Below are 14,535 nucleotides of genomic sequence, written 5' to 3'. Positions count from 1 at the left end.
AGATAGAGAATATGGACTATAAGCATAAGGGAGAATAATCATGCTTGATAGTTCGCTTAAATCTGTACGTCGAAATTTGATTGGTGCGGCAATGTTTGCTGCATCATCGTTGCTTGTGGCCGGGATGGCACAGGCTGCTGATGTCACCTTGTTGAATGTCAGCTATGATCCCACGCGAGAGCTTTACAAGGAATTCAATCAGGCCTTTGCCGAACACTGGCAGAAGGAAAAAGGGCAGTCTGTCGAAATTCAGATGTCGCATGGCGGTTCAGGGCGTCAGGCTCGTTCGGTCATTGACGGGTTGGAGGCCGATGTGGTGACACTCGCACTTGAGGCCGATATCGACGCAATTTCCGAAAAAACCGGCTGGATCAACCCTGGCTGGAAGGAGCGCCTGCCACTTGGTGCTGCACCTTATACTTCGACGATCGTGTTCCTTGTTCGCAAAGGTAATCCCAAGAACATTCAGGATTGGGGCGATCTGGTTCGCGACGATATTCAGGTGATCACGCCAAACCCGAAAACATCGGGTGGCGCGCGCTGGAATTATCTGGCCGCCTGGGCCTTTGCTGAGGACAATTTCAGCGGGGATCAGGAAAAGGTCCGCGAATTTATCGCCAAGCTTTATAAAAATGTGCCGGTTCTTGATACCGGTGCCCGCGGTTCAACTAATACCTTTGTCAAAACCGGCATCGGTGATGTGCTGCTAGCATGGGAAAACGAGGCTTTTCTCGCACTTGAAAACCTCGGTGACGAGTTCGAAATCGTCGTTCCGTCCGAATCGGTTCTGGCGCAGCCGCCAGTTTCGGTGGTGGACAAGATTGTCGATGATCACGGTACGCGCGAAATCGCAACCGCCTATCTTGAATATCTGTATTCTCCAGTCGGGCAGAAACTGGCGGCGAAATACTATTACCGCCCCATCGAACCGAAATATGCCGCCCCCGAGGATATGAAACGCTTTCCCCCGCTTAAACTTTTCACGGTCGAGGATCGTTTTGGTGGCTGGGCGCGTGCTCAGAAAGAACACTTCGCTGATGGCGGTACGTTCGATCAGCTTTATCAGAGCAACTGAACATGACTTCTATTGCGAGTGCATTTGGCAATCGCCGCGTGATCCCGGGTTTCGGGATCACGCTTGGCTATACGCTGTCTTATCTCGGTGTGATTGTGCTGCTTCCTCTTGCGGCGGTCGTTGCGCGATCAACTGGCATGGGATGGGATGAATTCATCGCTATTGTCGGGTCCGAGAGAACCCTGCATGCATTGTGGCTCAGTTTCGGGGCGGCATTTGCGGCGGCCATTATTGACGCGGTATTCGGCTTTCTGGTTGCCTGGGTTCTGGTTCGCTATCGTTTCCCGGGCCGCAAAATCATTGATGCGATTATTGATTTGCCATTCGCCCTGCCAACTGCGGTTGCGGGCATTGCCTTGGTTGCGATCTATTCGAAGAATGGCCCTTTTGGTCAGTATCTTGAACCACTGGGCATCAAAGCCGCCTATACGCCGCTCGGTATCATAATTGCCATGACCTTTATCGGGCTGCCGTTTGTGGTTCGTTCTGTTCAGCCGGTGCTTGAGCAGCTTGACCAGAGGCTGGAAGAGGCTGCAGCATCGCTGGGTGCATCGCGCGGATTTACCTTTCGAATGGTTATTTTTCCGGCTGTTCTGCCAGCACTTCTGACAGGATTTGCTTTGGCTTTGGCTTTGGCTTTGGCGCGTGGGATTGCGTCCGAACCATCTTTCAGGCTGGCGCAGACTTGCCCGCGACGGCAAGCTGGTTCTTCCGGCAACAAAGGTTTCACCAGGCGCTGTCGATTGTCAGTTTGCGGCACTAGATGTGGAACCTCAATAGGTTGTCCCGATTTATGCCAAGGCGACTGATAGGTGTCTTGTCTTTTATCCCGCCGTGCGGTCTGTGCCTATCTCAAAGCAACCCTTGAGGCCATTGCCAAAGGCCATCCGCAAAGCCGCATTGATGAACTCCTGCCATGGAACATGATGCCATCAGCAGAGCCTCTGGGGAGGGTCACTTAGTTATGGCCGCAATCTCTTCCGTGTTTACACTTGCCTATGTCGCCGAGCTCCTGGGCGAGCACCCGGACAGGATTGATGAAATCAGTCTCGAAATGGAGCCCGAAGACGGCTTCATACATGTGCATGGCTGCAACGAGGAATATACGCCAGCCTTCACAGCCCGTGGCATTGAAAACCTCAAAGAACTCATCGAAATCCATAGGCACGACAGCGAAACATAATTGCGGCCTGAAAACGCAACAGAAAAATAGGTGGGCCGCTCGCACCGCTTACGGTGCTTTGCGGTATGCCAGCTCCTGGCTTGGCGCCCAAGGCCACAACTCGCGATGCCTTCTTGATCCACGTCAATGAAGTGGCCGGCCGTTTTTCCTATACAGGGGCACGGGCAGTCCCCCGTGCGGGAAAGTCCCGGAAGCAGGAGGTCATATGGATTTCGCACGCCGCCTATTTCTCGGCCAGATCGGTCGGCTGACCGCGGGTGCGGCGTTGGTTCCGCTGGCCAGCGTCGCCGAGGCCGGGATCAACGATCAACCCCCGAGACGCGGGGGCGACCCCGGGAAGCGCTATGCCATGTTGATCGACCTTCGTCGCTGCATCGGCTGCCAGGCTTGCACCGTGTCGTGCCATATCGAGAACCAGGCTCCGTTGGGCAAGTTTCGCACCATCGTTTCGCAGTACGAGGTCGAAAACGTCGAGTCTGGCCAGCTCGCGCAGTTCATGCTGCCGCGTCTATGCAACCACTGCGACAATCCTCCCTGCGTCCCGGTATGTCCCGTGCAGGCCACGTTCCAGCGAGAGGATGGCATCGTTGTCGTGGATAGCGACCGTTGCGTCGGCTGCGCTTACTGCGTGCAGGCCTGTCCCTACGATGCGCGCTTCATCAACGAGCGGACTCAGACGGCGGACAAGTGTACGTTCTGCGCCCACCGGCTCGAGGCGGGCCTGCTTCCGGCCTGCGTCGAGTCGTGCGTGGGCGGCGCCCGCATCATTGGCGACCTGAACGACCCCGACAGCCAGATTTCAGTGATGATCGCCAAGCACCGCGACGAGTTGATGGTGCTGCAGCCGGAGAAGAACACGCGACCGCACGTCTTCTACCTCGGCATGGACGAGAGATTCGTCAATCGTCCCACTGCCGAACCACGCCTTTGGGACGTCCGCGATGGTGAAGGACGGGAGATCGGCTATGAATTCGCAGAGCATTGAACTGCTCGCCCCGAGTTACGGGATCGCCTGGTATCCGTGGGCGGTCCAGTACTTTTTCCTGATCGCGATCTCCTATGGTGCCCTCTGGATCGCAGTCCCCGGGGTGATGCTGGGCCGCACCGCGTGGTTGCCAACGGCGCGATTGGCGTTGCTGGCGGCTCTCTCCGCGACCCTCGTCGCACCCGTCTCGCTTCTCGCGGATCTCCACCAGCCTCTTCGTTTCTGGCATTTCTACGCCTATCCTACGCCCTGGTCCTGGATGTCGCTGGGCAGTCTCTTCCTGCCGCTCTATGTGGCACTTGTGGTGGTGCTCGCCTGGTTGGTGTGGCGTGAGCCGATGAAGGCTTGGGGCAGCGCGCCAGGCCTCGCTGGCGTCATCGCTCGCATTGCTCCATTAGGGGAATGGACGAGCCCCAGATGGCTCGTGGTGCTGACGGCTGCTGCGGCTGTCGTCACGTCGCTGGCTGTGATGCTGTACACCGGTGCCGAGGTGGCGGTGCTGAAGGGCCGGCCGCTGTGGCACACGGAGTATCTGCCCGCGATGTTCCTCTTCACGGGGGTGATTGGTGCGGCGGGCCTGGTTCTGGTGCTGAACCGGTTTTCCGGCCTATGCGACTCAGTGGTGCGCGCGCAGATGCTTATCGTCATACTTGCCGCTGCCGTTCTGGCGGGGCTGGCCGCGGGTGGCTGGTTCGCCCAGGGGCTGACACTGAATGAAGGCTCCGTTGCGGCCGCCCTCGATTCCGTTCGCAACAACGCCGAGTGGCGCGCCATCGCCCTCTGGGGCGCTGCCGCGGGCGTCATCCTGTTCCTGGGCGCCGGCCTGATGACCCTGCTGCGGCCCCTGCGGCATGCGGGATGGGTCATGGGCCTGCTGGCGCTCCATGTCGCCTGGATGTTCCGTTGGACCGTCTTTATGGACGTGCAAACCGTCGCGCGAAACAGCGCCGGGTTCCACGAATACAGTCTCCCCCTGGGGTCACAGGGGCTGCTGGGAATCGTCGGAACCTTCGGCCTGTGGCTAGCCGCGGTGCTGGTCATGAACCTCTTCGTTCCGTGGCAGGCGGCGCTGGGCGGCCAGGTGGTTGCTCCCGACACTCGCAATCTCGCAGGAGAACCGAACTATGGATAAGCAGCGTCGCAGACTGCTTCAGGGTGCCGTCGCCGCCGGCGGAGCGGCAACCTTCGTCGGCGGCTATGCTGCACCGTTGGAAAAGCTCGCCCATGGCTTGTCGGGCAGTGCCGGCGAGAAGCCGGCCCATCGGATCTATGGCAATGCCCCGGCGCCAGAGTACCGGGTCGACCTCGAAAGCGGCGAGCTGACGGCCAATCCGGACCAGCGGATGGCGTTCACCGTTTGCTACGGCTGCACCACGAAATGCGGCGTCCGCGTGCGGATCGAGAACGGCTCCGAGCGGGTGCTGCGCGTGGCGGGCAATCCCTATAATCCGCTCTCCGCGGACGAGCATCTGGACCAGGACACGCCGGTGAAGGAGGCGCTGCGTTCTGTCAGCGCGTTTCAGGACAAGGGGCAGGAAAACCGCTCCACCGCCTGTGCCCGGGGCAATGCCATGATTGGCCAGATCGACAGCCCTCACCGCGTGCTCAAGTGCCTGAAGCGGACTGGCCCACGTGGCAGCGGGCAGTGGGAGACGATCGGTTTCGAGCAGTTGATCGAGGAAATCTGCGAGGGCGGCGACCTGTTCGGCGAGGGCCACGTGGACGGTCTGCGTGCGATCGGCGATTACGAGACCCTCATCGACCCGGATAACCCCGAATACGGACCAAAGGCCAACCAGCTTCTGGTGATGGAAGCAACGGACTATGGCCGCTCCGCCTTGCTCAAGCGGTTCGCGTTCAACGCGTTCGGTACCCGGAACTATGGTCACCACGGCTCCTATTGCGGACTGGCGTTTCGCATGGGGGCCGGTGCGGTGATGAACGACATGAAGAAATACGCGCACGTAAAGCCGGATTTTGCCAACGCCGATTTCGGTCTCTTCATCGGTACCGCGCCGAGCCAGGCCGGCAACCCGTTCAAACGGCAGGGGCGGTTGATCGCCGACGCTCGGGCGCGGGGCAACCTGGACTATGTCGTGGTCGACCCGGCGCTCAATGCCTCGGTCACGAAATCGGCCGGCGATCGGGCGGGCTGGATTCCGGTGCAGCCGGGCTCGGACACGGCACTCGCCATGGCGCTGATCCGCTGGCTGTTGGAGAACGAAGGGTATGCGGCTGAGTTCCTGGCGCTTCCCTCGGCCGCCGCGGCAAAAGCCGCGGGAGAGGTCTGCCACACCAATGCCACGCATCTCGTGATCGTCGAGGAGGGCCACGCCCGGCAGGGCCATTTCCTGCGGCGCTCGGATCTGGGTTTGGTCGCGGTGGGCGCCGAGGACGACGCGCCGATGGTCATGGCCGAAGGCCGTTTGGTTGCGGCGGGCGAGGCAGAAAAAGCCAACCTGTTCGCCTCGGAGCGGATCGAGCTTCCGGGCGGGCGGATGGTCGAGGTGAAGAGCAGCCTCGCTGTCCTGCGCGATGCCGCGCAGGAGCACTCGCTGGCCGAGTATGCCGCTGAATGCGGCGTGCCCGAGGCGCGGATCATCGACATCGCGCAGCGGTTCAAGTCGGCTGGACGCCGCGCCGTGGCCGACTGCCACGGCGGCATGATGTCCGGCACCGGTTTCTACGCCACGTTTGGGGTGCAAATGCTGAACCTGCTCGCCGGGTCGCTCAATCAGACGGGTGGTGCCGCGCATGGCGGCGGCAAGTTCAATGGCATGGGAAAGGGGCCGCGATATGACCTGAGATCCTTCCCCGGAATGCGCCAGCCCAAGGGAATCTTCCTGTCCCGCTCGCGCTATCCGTACGAGAAATCGTCGGAGTTCAAGCGCAAGGTCGCTGCTGGACAAAACCCCTATCCGGCGACGGCACCGTGGCGGTCGCTTGCGCCGCCGACGCTGACCGAACATCTGCCTTCGGCGCTGGATGGCTATCCCTATCCGATCAAGGCGCTGATCGCGTGCATGGCCAATCCGATCTACGGTCAGGCTGGGCTCGCGAAGCTGATCGGCGAGAAGCTGGCCGATCCCAAGCGGCTCGGCCTGTTCGTGGCGGTCGACGGCTTCATCAACGAAACGAACCGCTATGCCGACTACATCGTGCCCGACTCAGTGATGTACGAGGTTTGGGGTTTCACCGGCGCCTGGTCCGGCAAGCTCACCAAGATGACCACGGCATGCTGGCCGGTCGTTGAGCCGCGTCAACAGAAGACCGTGGACGGGCACCCGGTAAGCATGGAGACGTTCTTCATCGCGACGGCGAAACGTCTTGGGTTGAGTGGTTTCGGCGACCATGCGATTCTCGCCGCCGACGGTACATTGCAGCCGCTCAACAGCGCGGAGGATTTCTTCCTGCGCGCGGCGGCGAACATCGCTTTCGCCGATCAACGCCTTCCCGATGCGACACCGGAAGATCTGGCATGGAGCGGGCTGAAACCATTGTTGCCGAAGATCGAGGCGACTCTGCCGGAAGAGGAACGCGGCGCGGTCGCCTTCCTCTACTCGCGGGGCGGCCGTTTCCAGCCTTATGCGCAAGCCTACAACGGCGAAAAGCTGGGGAACGTCTGGAAACGCACGCTGTGCGTCTACAACGAGGAGGTCGGCACGGCGATCGACAGTCAGTCTGGCCGGAGGTTGCGGGGCGTGCCGCATTTCCGCAGGCCCGAACTGGCCGATGGCACCCCCATGCGCCAAGTCTTCGGGGAGACAGAATGGCCGCTCTTAGCGTTCTCGTTCAAGTCCAACTTGATGAACCCTTATGCGGCAGGCCTGGATCGCCTTCGGATGATCAAGCCGTACAATCCTGTGCTCCTGAATCGCAAGGACGCTGCCCGCGCGGGCGTCGCTCATGGTGACCTCATCGAAATCGAAAGCCCTGGAGGCAAGGTTAGCGGCGTGGCGCTGGTCTGCGACGGCGTAATGGAGGGCGCCTTGGGAATCGAGCACGGCTTTGGGCACCGGGAGTTGGGCGCCGGCTCGCACAGTATCGATGGCGAGCCATATGGTGGCAACCGCTGGGTCGGGGCCGGGGTAAACCTCAACGACATGGGATTCGCAGATCCTACCAGGAAGATACAGGGCACCTGGCTGGAACCGGTCAGCGGTGCGAGCGTCCGCCAGGGCTTGCCGGTGCGCGTACGCAAGGCTGTCGGCTGAGCAGTGGGCTCGCCTGGATCGCGCGCAACGGTTTGGATGGATCAGACCGAAAGACGGGTTTTGTCCCGGGAGGTGGCGTAAGAGCCGCGGCCCTCGGGGTGTCGCCGAGGCTGGGTCACGTCACTCGGCAGCCAGGGCTGCTGGTTCGGTGTCGTCCTCAGGGTGGCACAGTCGGTTGAGCGTTTCCACGGGCACATGTAGCAGCGGGTAACGATCCATTCCTCGTGCTGCTCCAGCAGCACGGCGCCGACGAGGCGCTGGACGGCGGCCTCGTTGGGGAAGATGCCGATGACGTTGACGTGGACTTCACGGCGTTGTGATTCTGATTGACTTTGGTGATGACTGCCACGTGATGTAGGATTCGACCGAATTCGATCAGCATGACCGCCCCTGAGGCGGCCGTCGGCGACAGATCCAACCTCGTCACCATGCGCCTCACATGGTCGCCATGAGAGGGTCGGAATGCGGAGGGAAACCTATGCGCGAACGGCTACTTATCATCGCTGCAGCCATTTGTCTGCTGGCCGTTTCGGCCTCGGGAGCGGTTGCGGCCGAACCGGCCTATCCGTTTCCCGGTACCGTTTCGATCAAGTCTCCCCATCCCTTTGCCGATCTTCGGGCTCGCCTGGAACAGGCCGTGGAGGCGAACGGCTTCGTTGTCGTGACACGGGCGAGTGCCTCGGGCGGTGCCGCGGCGCGCGGCGTCGAAATCCCCGGCAACCTCGTGATCGGCGTCTTCCGCAACGACTATGCCGTCCGCATGTTGGAGGCCTCCGTGCCGGCCGGGATGGAAGCCCCTTTGCGCTTCTACGTCACCGAGAATCCCGACGGAACGGCAACCCTCACCTATCGCAAGCCGACCGCCGTCTTCGCCCCTTACGGCGTGGCTGCGCTGGACGCCATGGCTGCCGAGCTCGATCCGATCTGGGAACAGATCGCCCGGCAGGCGACTGGCCAGTAGGTGTCTCCGCGCCCTGAAACGTCAGCGAAGTCGAGGCCCTACCGTGACGCGCGCCCCGCCTGGCCATCGACGCCGCGGGACCCGCCCCCGGTGATCCCTGCCGGCAAGCCTGTACAGCCCTCCATCTCGGTCTCCCAATCGGCCGTAGACTTACCGGCGCAATGCGACCCTTTGGGCGATCGCTTCGTCGCTACGCTCGGATCTCGACGGCCCGTTGAACCGGGACCGTAAGCGTCCTTTCACGGCTACCTTGCGGATGAGAGCAGAAGAGCGGATTTAGGGAGCGAAGAGGGAGCCTTGCTCCGAACAGCTCGGGAAATCAGGATTTGGTCGACATATGTAGTTATGGCATTATCAACGGGCGCGGTTTTACGGCAGAGGAAAAGCAGCGTCTTGTTGCGGCGAGTTTTGCCTCCGGCTTGTCGGTGCGGGACTTTGCCGCTCAGGAAGGGATCGGTTACAGCACGCTGAACAAATGGCGTCGGCGGTATGGTAAGCTGACGGATACTGGTCCGGGTTTTGTTCCGGTCGCAGTTGGGCAGGGCAATGACGATCCGGGCAATCCCGGCCTCATCAACTGGCTCAGGCAAAGAGATATCTTCTTGGCGATCAGAAGAACGATCCGGAACATCCTGACGGCCCGTCAGCGCGACCGGCACAAAACCGGGACTGCTATCTGCCGATCTGCCATACTGTCGACGCCATTTGTTCAGGGTGCTGTAACCAATCCCGTGCCGGGTCGCAAATTCCCGAACCGACACATCAGAGGTATAACTCGCGGCAACAAGGCGCTGCTTTTCATCTGTCGTCAGACTGCGCCCGTTGATAATGCCATAACTACATATGTCGACCAAATCCTGATTTCCCGAGCTGTTCGGAGACACCACTCCCTCTGGCTCCCAAAATCCGATCTTTCACTCTCATCCGCAAGGTAGCCGTGGTGAGACGCTTACAGAACTGACGCCCAGTTCTTCGTAGCTCGCATCCAGCGCTGTCCGCGCATTTGCCGCAACTTCATAGATCGTTTCGTGCTTGGGAGGCACTTTTTTGGTCAAGGGAGAGGTCTCCCCGACAGCAACCTTCGGCTCGGATTTTGCGGCGCTGCTCTGAGATTCGGCTGGCGACTTTGCATACATTGGACTGAGAATATTGACTGCCGAAATGGTGTTCATGCGCTATTCCTCTATTTATTGATCGTCCTCAGGACTCACACCGGGTCGGAATCTAGCAACTGGCCAAGATCAAAGAAAATCAATCTTTATGAACAGTGGCTTTGGGAAATCAGGTATATCGCCGACCGCCGAACCGGCGATTGACAAATCCGGCAACGGGGTCCACTTTCGAGCCATTCACCCGGGGGGTCCCGACAAGGGGCTGAGATACTGATCGCGGGTTGCCATTCTAGGCGACGCGCAGCGCAGTGACCCGATGAACCTGATCCAGTTCATACTGGCGTAGGGATGGTGTTTGGGCTGCGCGGCTTTGGCCGAGACTTCCTCGGCGTGTTTCACGCGGCCAATCTCCATTCATTCCCGCGAACTGGGTCTCCACGCTTCGAGCACAGGAGGCTCCGACCGATGAAAGACCTTTCCCCTACCGTCACCACGGGACCGCTGCCCGCCTCGCGCCGCGTCTGGCACGCGGGCGTTCTCCACCCCGAGATCCGCGTTCCCATGCGCGAGATCGACCTGCACCCCACGGCGGGCGAGCCGTCCGTCACCGTCTATGACAGCTCCGGCCTCTACACCGATCCCGAGGCCGAGATCGCCATAGAGCGCGGCCTGCCGCGTCCGCGCGAGGCCTGGGTCGCCGCGCGCGGCGATACCGAGCGTTATGCAGGCCGGCATGTGAAGCCGGCGGACAACGGCTTTGCCGAAGGCGCGCGGCTCACGCCCGAATTCCCGGTCCGCCATGACCCGCGCCGGGCGACCGGGGGCAAGGCCGTCACGCAGATGGCCTATGCCCGCGCCGGGATCGTGACGCCGGAAATGGAATTTGTCGCCATCCGCGAAAACCTCGGGCGTCAGGCGGCAAAACAGGCGCTGGCCCGAGACGGCGAAGCTTTCGGCGCCGAGATCCCTGATTTCATCACGCCGGAATTCGTGCGTGACGAGGTGGCGCGCGGCCGGGCGATCATCCCCGCCAATATCAACCATCCCGAGGCCGAGCCGATGGCCATCGGGCGCAACTTCCTGGTGAAGATCAACGCCAATATCGGCAACTCGGCCGTCACCTCCTCAATGGCCGAGGAGGTGGAGAAGATGGTGTGGGCCACGCGCTGGGGCGCGGACACGGTGATGGATCTCTCGACCGGCCGCAACATCCACAACATCCGCGACTGGATCATCCGCAACGCACCTGTGCCGATCGGCACCGTGCCGCTCTATCAGGCGCTGGAGAAGGTCGGCGGCATTGCCGAGGATCTCTCCTGGGAGGTCTATCGCGACACGCTGATCGAGCAGGCAGAACAGGGAGTGGACTATTTCACCATCCACGCCGGCGTGCGCCTGCACTATATTCCGCTTACCGTGAACCGCGTCACCGGTATTGTCTCGCGCGGCGGCTCGATCATGGCCAAGTGGTGTCTGCACCACCACAAGGAGAGCTTCCTCTACGAGCATTTCGACGAAATCTGCGACATCTGCCGCGCCTATGACGTTTCCTTTTCGCTTGGCGACGGTCTGCGCCCCGGCTCGATAGCAGACGCCAACGACGCTGCGCAGTTCGCCGAACTCGAAACGCTCGGAGAGCTGACGCAGATCGCCTGGGCCAAGGACTGCCAGGTGATGATCGAGGGGCCGGGTCATGTGCCGATGCACAAGATCAAGGCCAATATGGGCAAGCAGCTCGAAGTCTGCGGCGAGGCGCCGTTCTATACGCTCGGGCCGCTGACCACCGACATCGCACCGGGCTACGACCACATCACTTCCGGCATCGGCGCGGCGATGATCGGATGGTTCGGCACGGCGATGCTCTGCTACGTCACGCCCAAGGAACATCTCGGCTTGCCCGACCGCGACGACGTGAAGACTGGTGTCATCACCTACAAGATCGCGGCCCACGCCGCTGATCTCGCCAAGGGGCATCCGGCGGCACAGACCCGCGACGACGCGCTTTCGCGTGCGCGGTTCGAATTCCGCTGGGAGGATCAGTTCAACCTAGCGCTCGATCCCGAGACCGCTCGGTCGATGCATGACGAAACCTTGCCGAAGGAGGCGCACAAGGTGGCGCATTTCTGCTCCATGTGCGGGCCGAAATTCTGCTCGATGCGCATCAGCCACGACATCCGCGCCGAGGCGCAGAAGGAGGGCATGGCGAAGATGGCCGAGAAATTCCGCGAAGGCGGGGAACTCTACATGCCGCTGGAGGATGCGCAATGACCAGGACACCCGGAGCCCTTCTGGCCGCGCTCAGGGCCGAGCCGCCGCTGGTGCAGTGCATCACCAATTATGTCGCCATGAATATTGCCGCCAATGTGCTGCTGGCGGCCGGCGCCAGTCCCGCCATGGTCTCCGATGCCGAGGAGGCGGAGGAGTTCGCCCGCTTCGCCGGAGCGTTGACGGTCAATATCGGCACCTTGTCGCCGCCCTTCGTCGACGGTATGCGCGCCGCTATCGCTGGAGCCGAGGAGGCCGGACGCCCCTGGGTGTTCGACCCGGTGGCCTGCCAGGCGACGGTCTATCGTCGCCGCGTCTCGGCGGAACTTGCGGCGCTGCGCCCGACGATCATCCGCGGCAATGCCTCCGAGATCCTGTCTCTTGCCGGCCAAGCCAGCCGGGGGCAGGGCGTCGACGGGCGCGATCCCGTCGCCATGGCCGAGGATGGTGCCCGGCGGTTGGCGCGAAAACACCAAAGCGTCGTTGCGGTGACGGGTGCCGTCGATTTCGTCACCAACGGGACTCGCTCTATGCGGATTGAAGGCGGGTCACCATGGATGCCGATGAACACCGCCATGGGCTGTTCCCTGACTTGCCTGTGCGGAGCTTATGCGGCCGTCGCCGGCGATCCGTTCGACGCGGCCATCGGGGCGCTTGCCCATTTTGCCGTGGCGGGTAGCCGCGCGCATGAGGGCGCGACAGGACCAGGCAGCTTTGCGCCACGTTTCCTGGACGCCCTTCATTCTGTCACACCCGAAAGACTCGATGCCGAAGCGGCAATCCATGCCGACGATACACCGGTGCCCGTTCTTGATCCCGGTCGGGGAAAAACAAGGCAGGGCCGGTTATGGATTTATCTTCGCGATGAGCGACCGCATGGCAGTGATATGCCGCCAGCCGCCCTTTATCGCTATAGCCCTGATCGCAAGGGCCTTTATCCGCAGACCGTTCTGAAAGACTTCACCGGCCATCTGCATGCTGACGGATATGCCGGGTTCAACAAATTGTACAGCACCGGCAATCAGCCCGTCCGGGAGGTGGCCTGTTGGGCGCATGTCCGGCGCAAGATCCACGATGTGTACGAGAAAACCGGATCGAAGCTGGCAAAGGATGCGCTCGATCATATAGGCCAATTGTTCGACATCGAACAGAAAATTATCAACAAGCCGCCCGATGACCGTCTGGCGGTGCGTCAGGCCCACAGTCTGAAGCAACTTGACAAAACAAAAACCTGCTTCGAGCATTCCTTGCGCAGGATACCGGGTAAAAGCGATCTGGCTGGAGCATTCCGTTATGCCCTGACCCGGTGGGACGCGTTGACTTGCTATGCCTATGACGGCAGATGCGAGATCAGCAACAATGCGGCAGAACGCGCCATCAGGCCTTTGGCCATCGGACGAAAGAACTGGTTATATTCCGGTTCTGATGCCGGAGGGGGACGGGCCGCTGCGATTTACAGCTTAATCGAGACAGCAAAGATGCAGGAGCTTGATCCGCGAAAATATCTTGCTGTCGTCCTTAACCGTATTGCCGATCATCCGGTCAACCGGATCGACGAACTCCTGCCTTGGAACATCGACATCCAAGCCTGATTGCCTCCCGGAAACTGAAAACGATCTTCTGTCAACGTAGCCGTGGTGAGACGCTTACGACGATCCGGACTTTGAGTATCTGATCGTCGACTCCACCATCGTTCGCGCCCACCAGCACGCCGCCGGGGCGGGCTGAGCACCAAGATCCATATGGCCGTGCGCGGCCTGGGATGCCCGGTGCGCTTCACGCTCACCGCAGGCCAGAAGGGTGACGTGCCTCAGGCTGAAGCCCTGATCCAGGACTTGCCGGTCGAGGCGGTCATGGCCGACACCGCCTACGACGCCGATCACTTCCGCTAGGCCATCGTCGACAAGGGCGCGCTCGCGGTCATTCCCAACAACCCATCGCGCGCCAGAAAATATCCGCTCGACAAGCATCTCTACGCCCAGCGCCATCTGGTCGAGTGCTGCTTCAGCAAGCTCAAACAGTTCCGCCGCCTCGCCACCCGCTTCGAGAAGACCGCCCGAAACTACCTCGCCGTCGTCACAATCGCCGCCATCGTCCTTTGGATACGATAAATGTCCACACCACCTAAGGTTCCGAGAATGCGCAGATTATCACATTGGTAATATCCGTCCGGCTTCTGGGCGGAACAGCATAAACCGGGCGATGAGTTCCGCGTCGATACGATCCGTCTTGGCTCGCGTCCCTCGCGACATCGCAAAGGCCTTGATCTGGGCCGGGGGAAGTTGCCTCGTAGAGATTCCCGCTTCAACAAGCGCCGCCCACAGAGCCCATTCCTGACCGCCGGTTGCTTCGAAGCCGACATGAACGGGGCCTGACATTTGCCGGATCATTGAGATCAGTTCCTTGTGACCTTCTGCAGAATTCGCCAGCCGGAACCTCTCCAGACCGGAAAGACCAAATCCGTCCAGCCAGTCGTGGGACACATCTATCCCGATCACCATCATTGTTTCCATCATGTTCACACTCTCTTCCTTATGCTTCGCGGTCCCGAAACGGGCCTCCGTCAACTGTTCGAGACGGTGAAGAGAGGCGGGATCAGCCTGCTAGAAAACGTGGTCAGGCCACAAGATGTTTAACGCTGTATCCCACCTCTGTCGTCAGTCCTCGCCCGGGCTGACAACGGACATTCATAGCAGAGGCGGGACACATAAGGTGTTCGGCTGTTCGAATTGGGTTTGCA

10 protein-coding genes, 6 pseudogenes and 1 riboswitch are annotated in these 14,535 nt (G+C 60.9%); of the genes and pseudogenes, 12 read left to right on the top strand and 4 right to left on the bottom strand.

Annotated elements, in window-relative coordinates:
- The first annotated feature begins 40 nt into the window (after positions 1 to 40).
- The 7 genes and pseudogenes from ABIE64_RS21430 to ABIE64_RS21400 all read left to right on the top strand — a co-directional run bounded on the left by ABIE64_RS21430 (position 41) and on the right by ABIE64_RS21400 (position 7,457).
- Entirely contained in the window at positions 41 to 1,075 is a 1,035-nt protein-coding gene (locus ABIE64_RS21430) for a sulfate ABC transporter substrate-binding protein (protein WP_354378562.1), read from the top strand.
- Between the two features lie 2 nt (positions 1,076 to 1,077).
- Positions 1,078 to 1,716 (top strand): annotated as a pseudogene (cysT, locus tag ABIE64_RS21425) (sulfate ABC transporter permease subunit CysT); the annotation flags it as partial.
- Positions 1,717 to 1,920: 204 nt separating this feature from the next.
- Positions 1,921 to 2,037: pseudogene (locus tag ABIE64_RS21420) on the top strand (transposase domain-containing protein); the annotation flags it as partial.
- Positions 1,992 to 2,258: a hypothetical protein gene (locus ABIE64_RS21415; protein WP_354378566.1), complete on the top strand. Its 267-nt coding sequence runs from the start codon at positions 1,992 to 1,994 to the stop codon at positions 2,256 to 2,258. The pseudogene ABIE64_RS21420 and the gene ABIE64_RS21415, both read left to right, overlap by 46 nt.
- Before the next feature lie 205 nt (positions 2,259 to 2,463).
- On the top strand, positions 2,464 to 3,243 hold the full coding sequence (gene ttrB / locus ABIE64_RS21410) for a tetrathionate reductase subunit TtrB (RefSeq protein WP_354378560.1): 780 nt from the start codon (positions 2,464 to 2,466) through the stop codon (positions 3,241 to 3,243).
- Positions 3,224 to 4,375, top strand: a complete 1,152-nt coding sequence (gene nrfD, locus ABIE64_RS21405) for an NrfD/PsrC family molybdoenzyme membrane anchor subunit (protein WP_354378559.1) — start codon at positions 3,224 to 3,226, stop codon at positions 4,373 to 4,375. The genes ttrB and nrfD overlap by 20 nt, the downstream gene beginning before the upstream one ends.
- The gene (locus ABIE64_RS21400) at positions 4,368 to 7,457 is read left to right on the top strand and encodes a molybdopterin dinucleotide binding domain-containing protein (RefSeq protein WP_354378558.1); all 3,090 of its coding nucleotides are present in this window, start codon (positions 4,368 to 4,370) and stop codon (positions 7,455 to 7,457) included. Before nrfD ends, ABIE64_RS21400 begins: the two co-directional genes overlap by 8 nt.
- A gap of 120 nt (positions 7,458 to 7,577) precedes the next feature.
- Here ABIE64_RS21400 and ABIE64_RS22680 read toward each other — a convergent pair.
- Positions 7,578 to 7,750, bottom strand: a pseudogene (locus tag ABIE64_RS22680) (transposase); the annotation flags it as partial.
- 185 nt (positions 7,751 to 7,935) lie between these two features.
- On the opposite strand from ABIE64_RS22680, the gene ABIE64_RS21390 reads away from it, so the two are divergent.
- Both ABIE64_RS21390 and tnpA (ABIE64_RS21385) read left to right on the top strand, forming a co-directional pair.
- Entirely contained in the window at positions 7,936 to 8,418 is a 483-nt protein-coding gene (locus tag ABIE64_RS21390) for a DUF302 domain-containing protein (protein ID WP_354378557.1), read from the top strand.
- Between the two features lie 326 nt (positions 8,419 to 8,744).
- Positions 8,745 to 8,906, top strand: a pseudogene (gene tnpA, locus ABIE64_RS21385) (IS66 family insertion sequence element accessory protein TnpA); the annotation flags it as partial.
- A 150-nt stretch (positions 8,907 to 9,056) separates the two neighbouring features.
- On the opposite strand, the pseudogene tnpA (ABIE64_RS21380) reads toward tnpA (ABIE64_RS21385), so the two are convergent.
- A pseudogene (gene tnpA, locus ABIE64_RS21380) lies at positions 9,057 to 9,302 on the bottom strand (IS66 family insertion sequence element accessory protein TnpA); the annotation flags it as partial.
- A gap of 36 nt (positions 9,303 to 9,338) precedes the next feature.
- Complete coding sequence (locus tag ABIE64_RS21375) at positions 9,339 to 9,590, bottom strand: hypothetical protein (RefSeq protein ID WP_354378556.1); 252 nt, start codon at positions 9,588 to 9,590, stop codon at positions 9,339 to 9,341.
- Positions 9,591 to 9,762: 172 nt separating this feature from the next.
- A riboswitch (TPP riboswitch) is annotated at positions 9,763 to 9,897 on the top strand.
- A 98-nt stretch (positions 9,898 to 9,995) separates the two neighbouring features.
- Here ABIE64_RS21375 and thiC point away from each other — a divergent pair.
- From thiC to ABIE64_RS21360, 3 genes and pseudogenes are all read left to right on the top strand, one after another.
- Complete coding sequence (thiC, locus tag ABIE64_RS21370; protein WP_354378555.1) at positions 9,996 to 11,798, top strand: phosphomethylpyrimidine synthase ThiC; 1,803 nt, start codon at positions 9,996 to 9,998, stop codon at positions 11,796 to 11,798.
- The gene (gene thiM / locus ABIE64_RS21365) at positions 11,795 to 13,387 is read left to right on the top strand and encodes a hydroxyethylthiazole kinase (protein ID WP_354378554.1); all 1,593 of its coding nucleotides are present in this window, start codon (positions 11,795 to 11,797) and stop codon (positions 13,385 to 13,387) included. The genes thiC and thiM overlap by 4 nt, the downstream gene beginning before the upstream one ends.
- Positions 13,388 to 13,445: 58 nt before the next feature.
- Positions 13,446 to 13,906, top strand: a pseudogene (locus ABIE64_RS21360) (IS5 family transposase); the annotation flags it as partial.
- A gap of 39 nt (positions 13,907 to 13,945) precedes the next feature.
- On the opposite strand, the gene ABIE64_RS21355 reads toward ABIE64_RS21360, so the two are convergent.
- On the bottom strand, positions 13,946 to 14,311 hold the full coding sequence (locus ABIE64_RS21355; RefSeq protein WP_503012856.1) for an IS110 family transposase: 366 nt from the start codon (positions 14,309 to 14,311) through the stop codon (positions 13,946 to 13,948).
- Positions 14,312 to 14,535 lie beyond the last annotated feature (224 nt).

It is taken from the genome of Thalassospira sp. MBR-102, from assembly GCF_040549275.1.
Lineage (GTDB): Bacteria > Pseudomonadota > Alphaproteobacteria > Rhodospirillales > Thalassospiraceae > Thalassospira > Thalassospira xiamenensis.
Note: the sequence above shows the minus strand (reverse complement) of the source record. Positions and strands in the feature narration are given on the sequence as shown.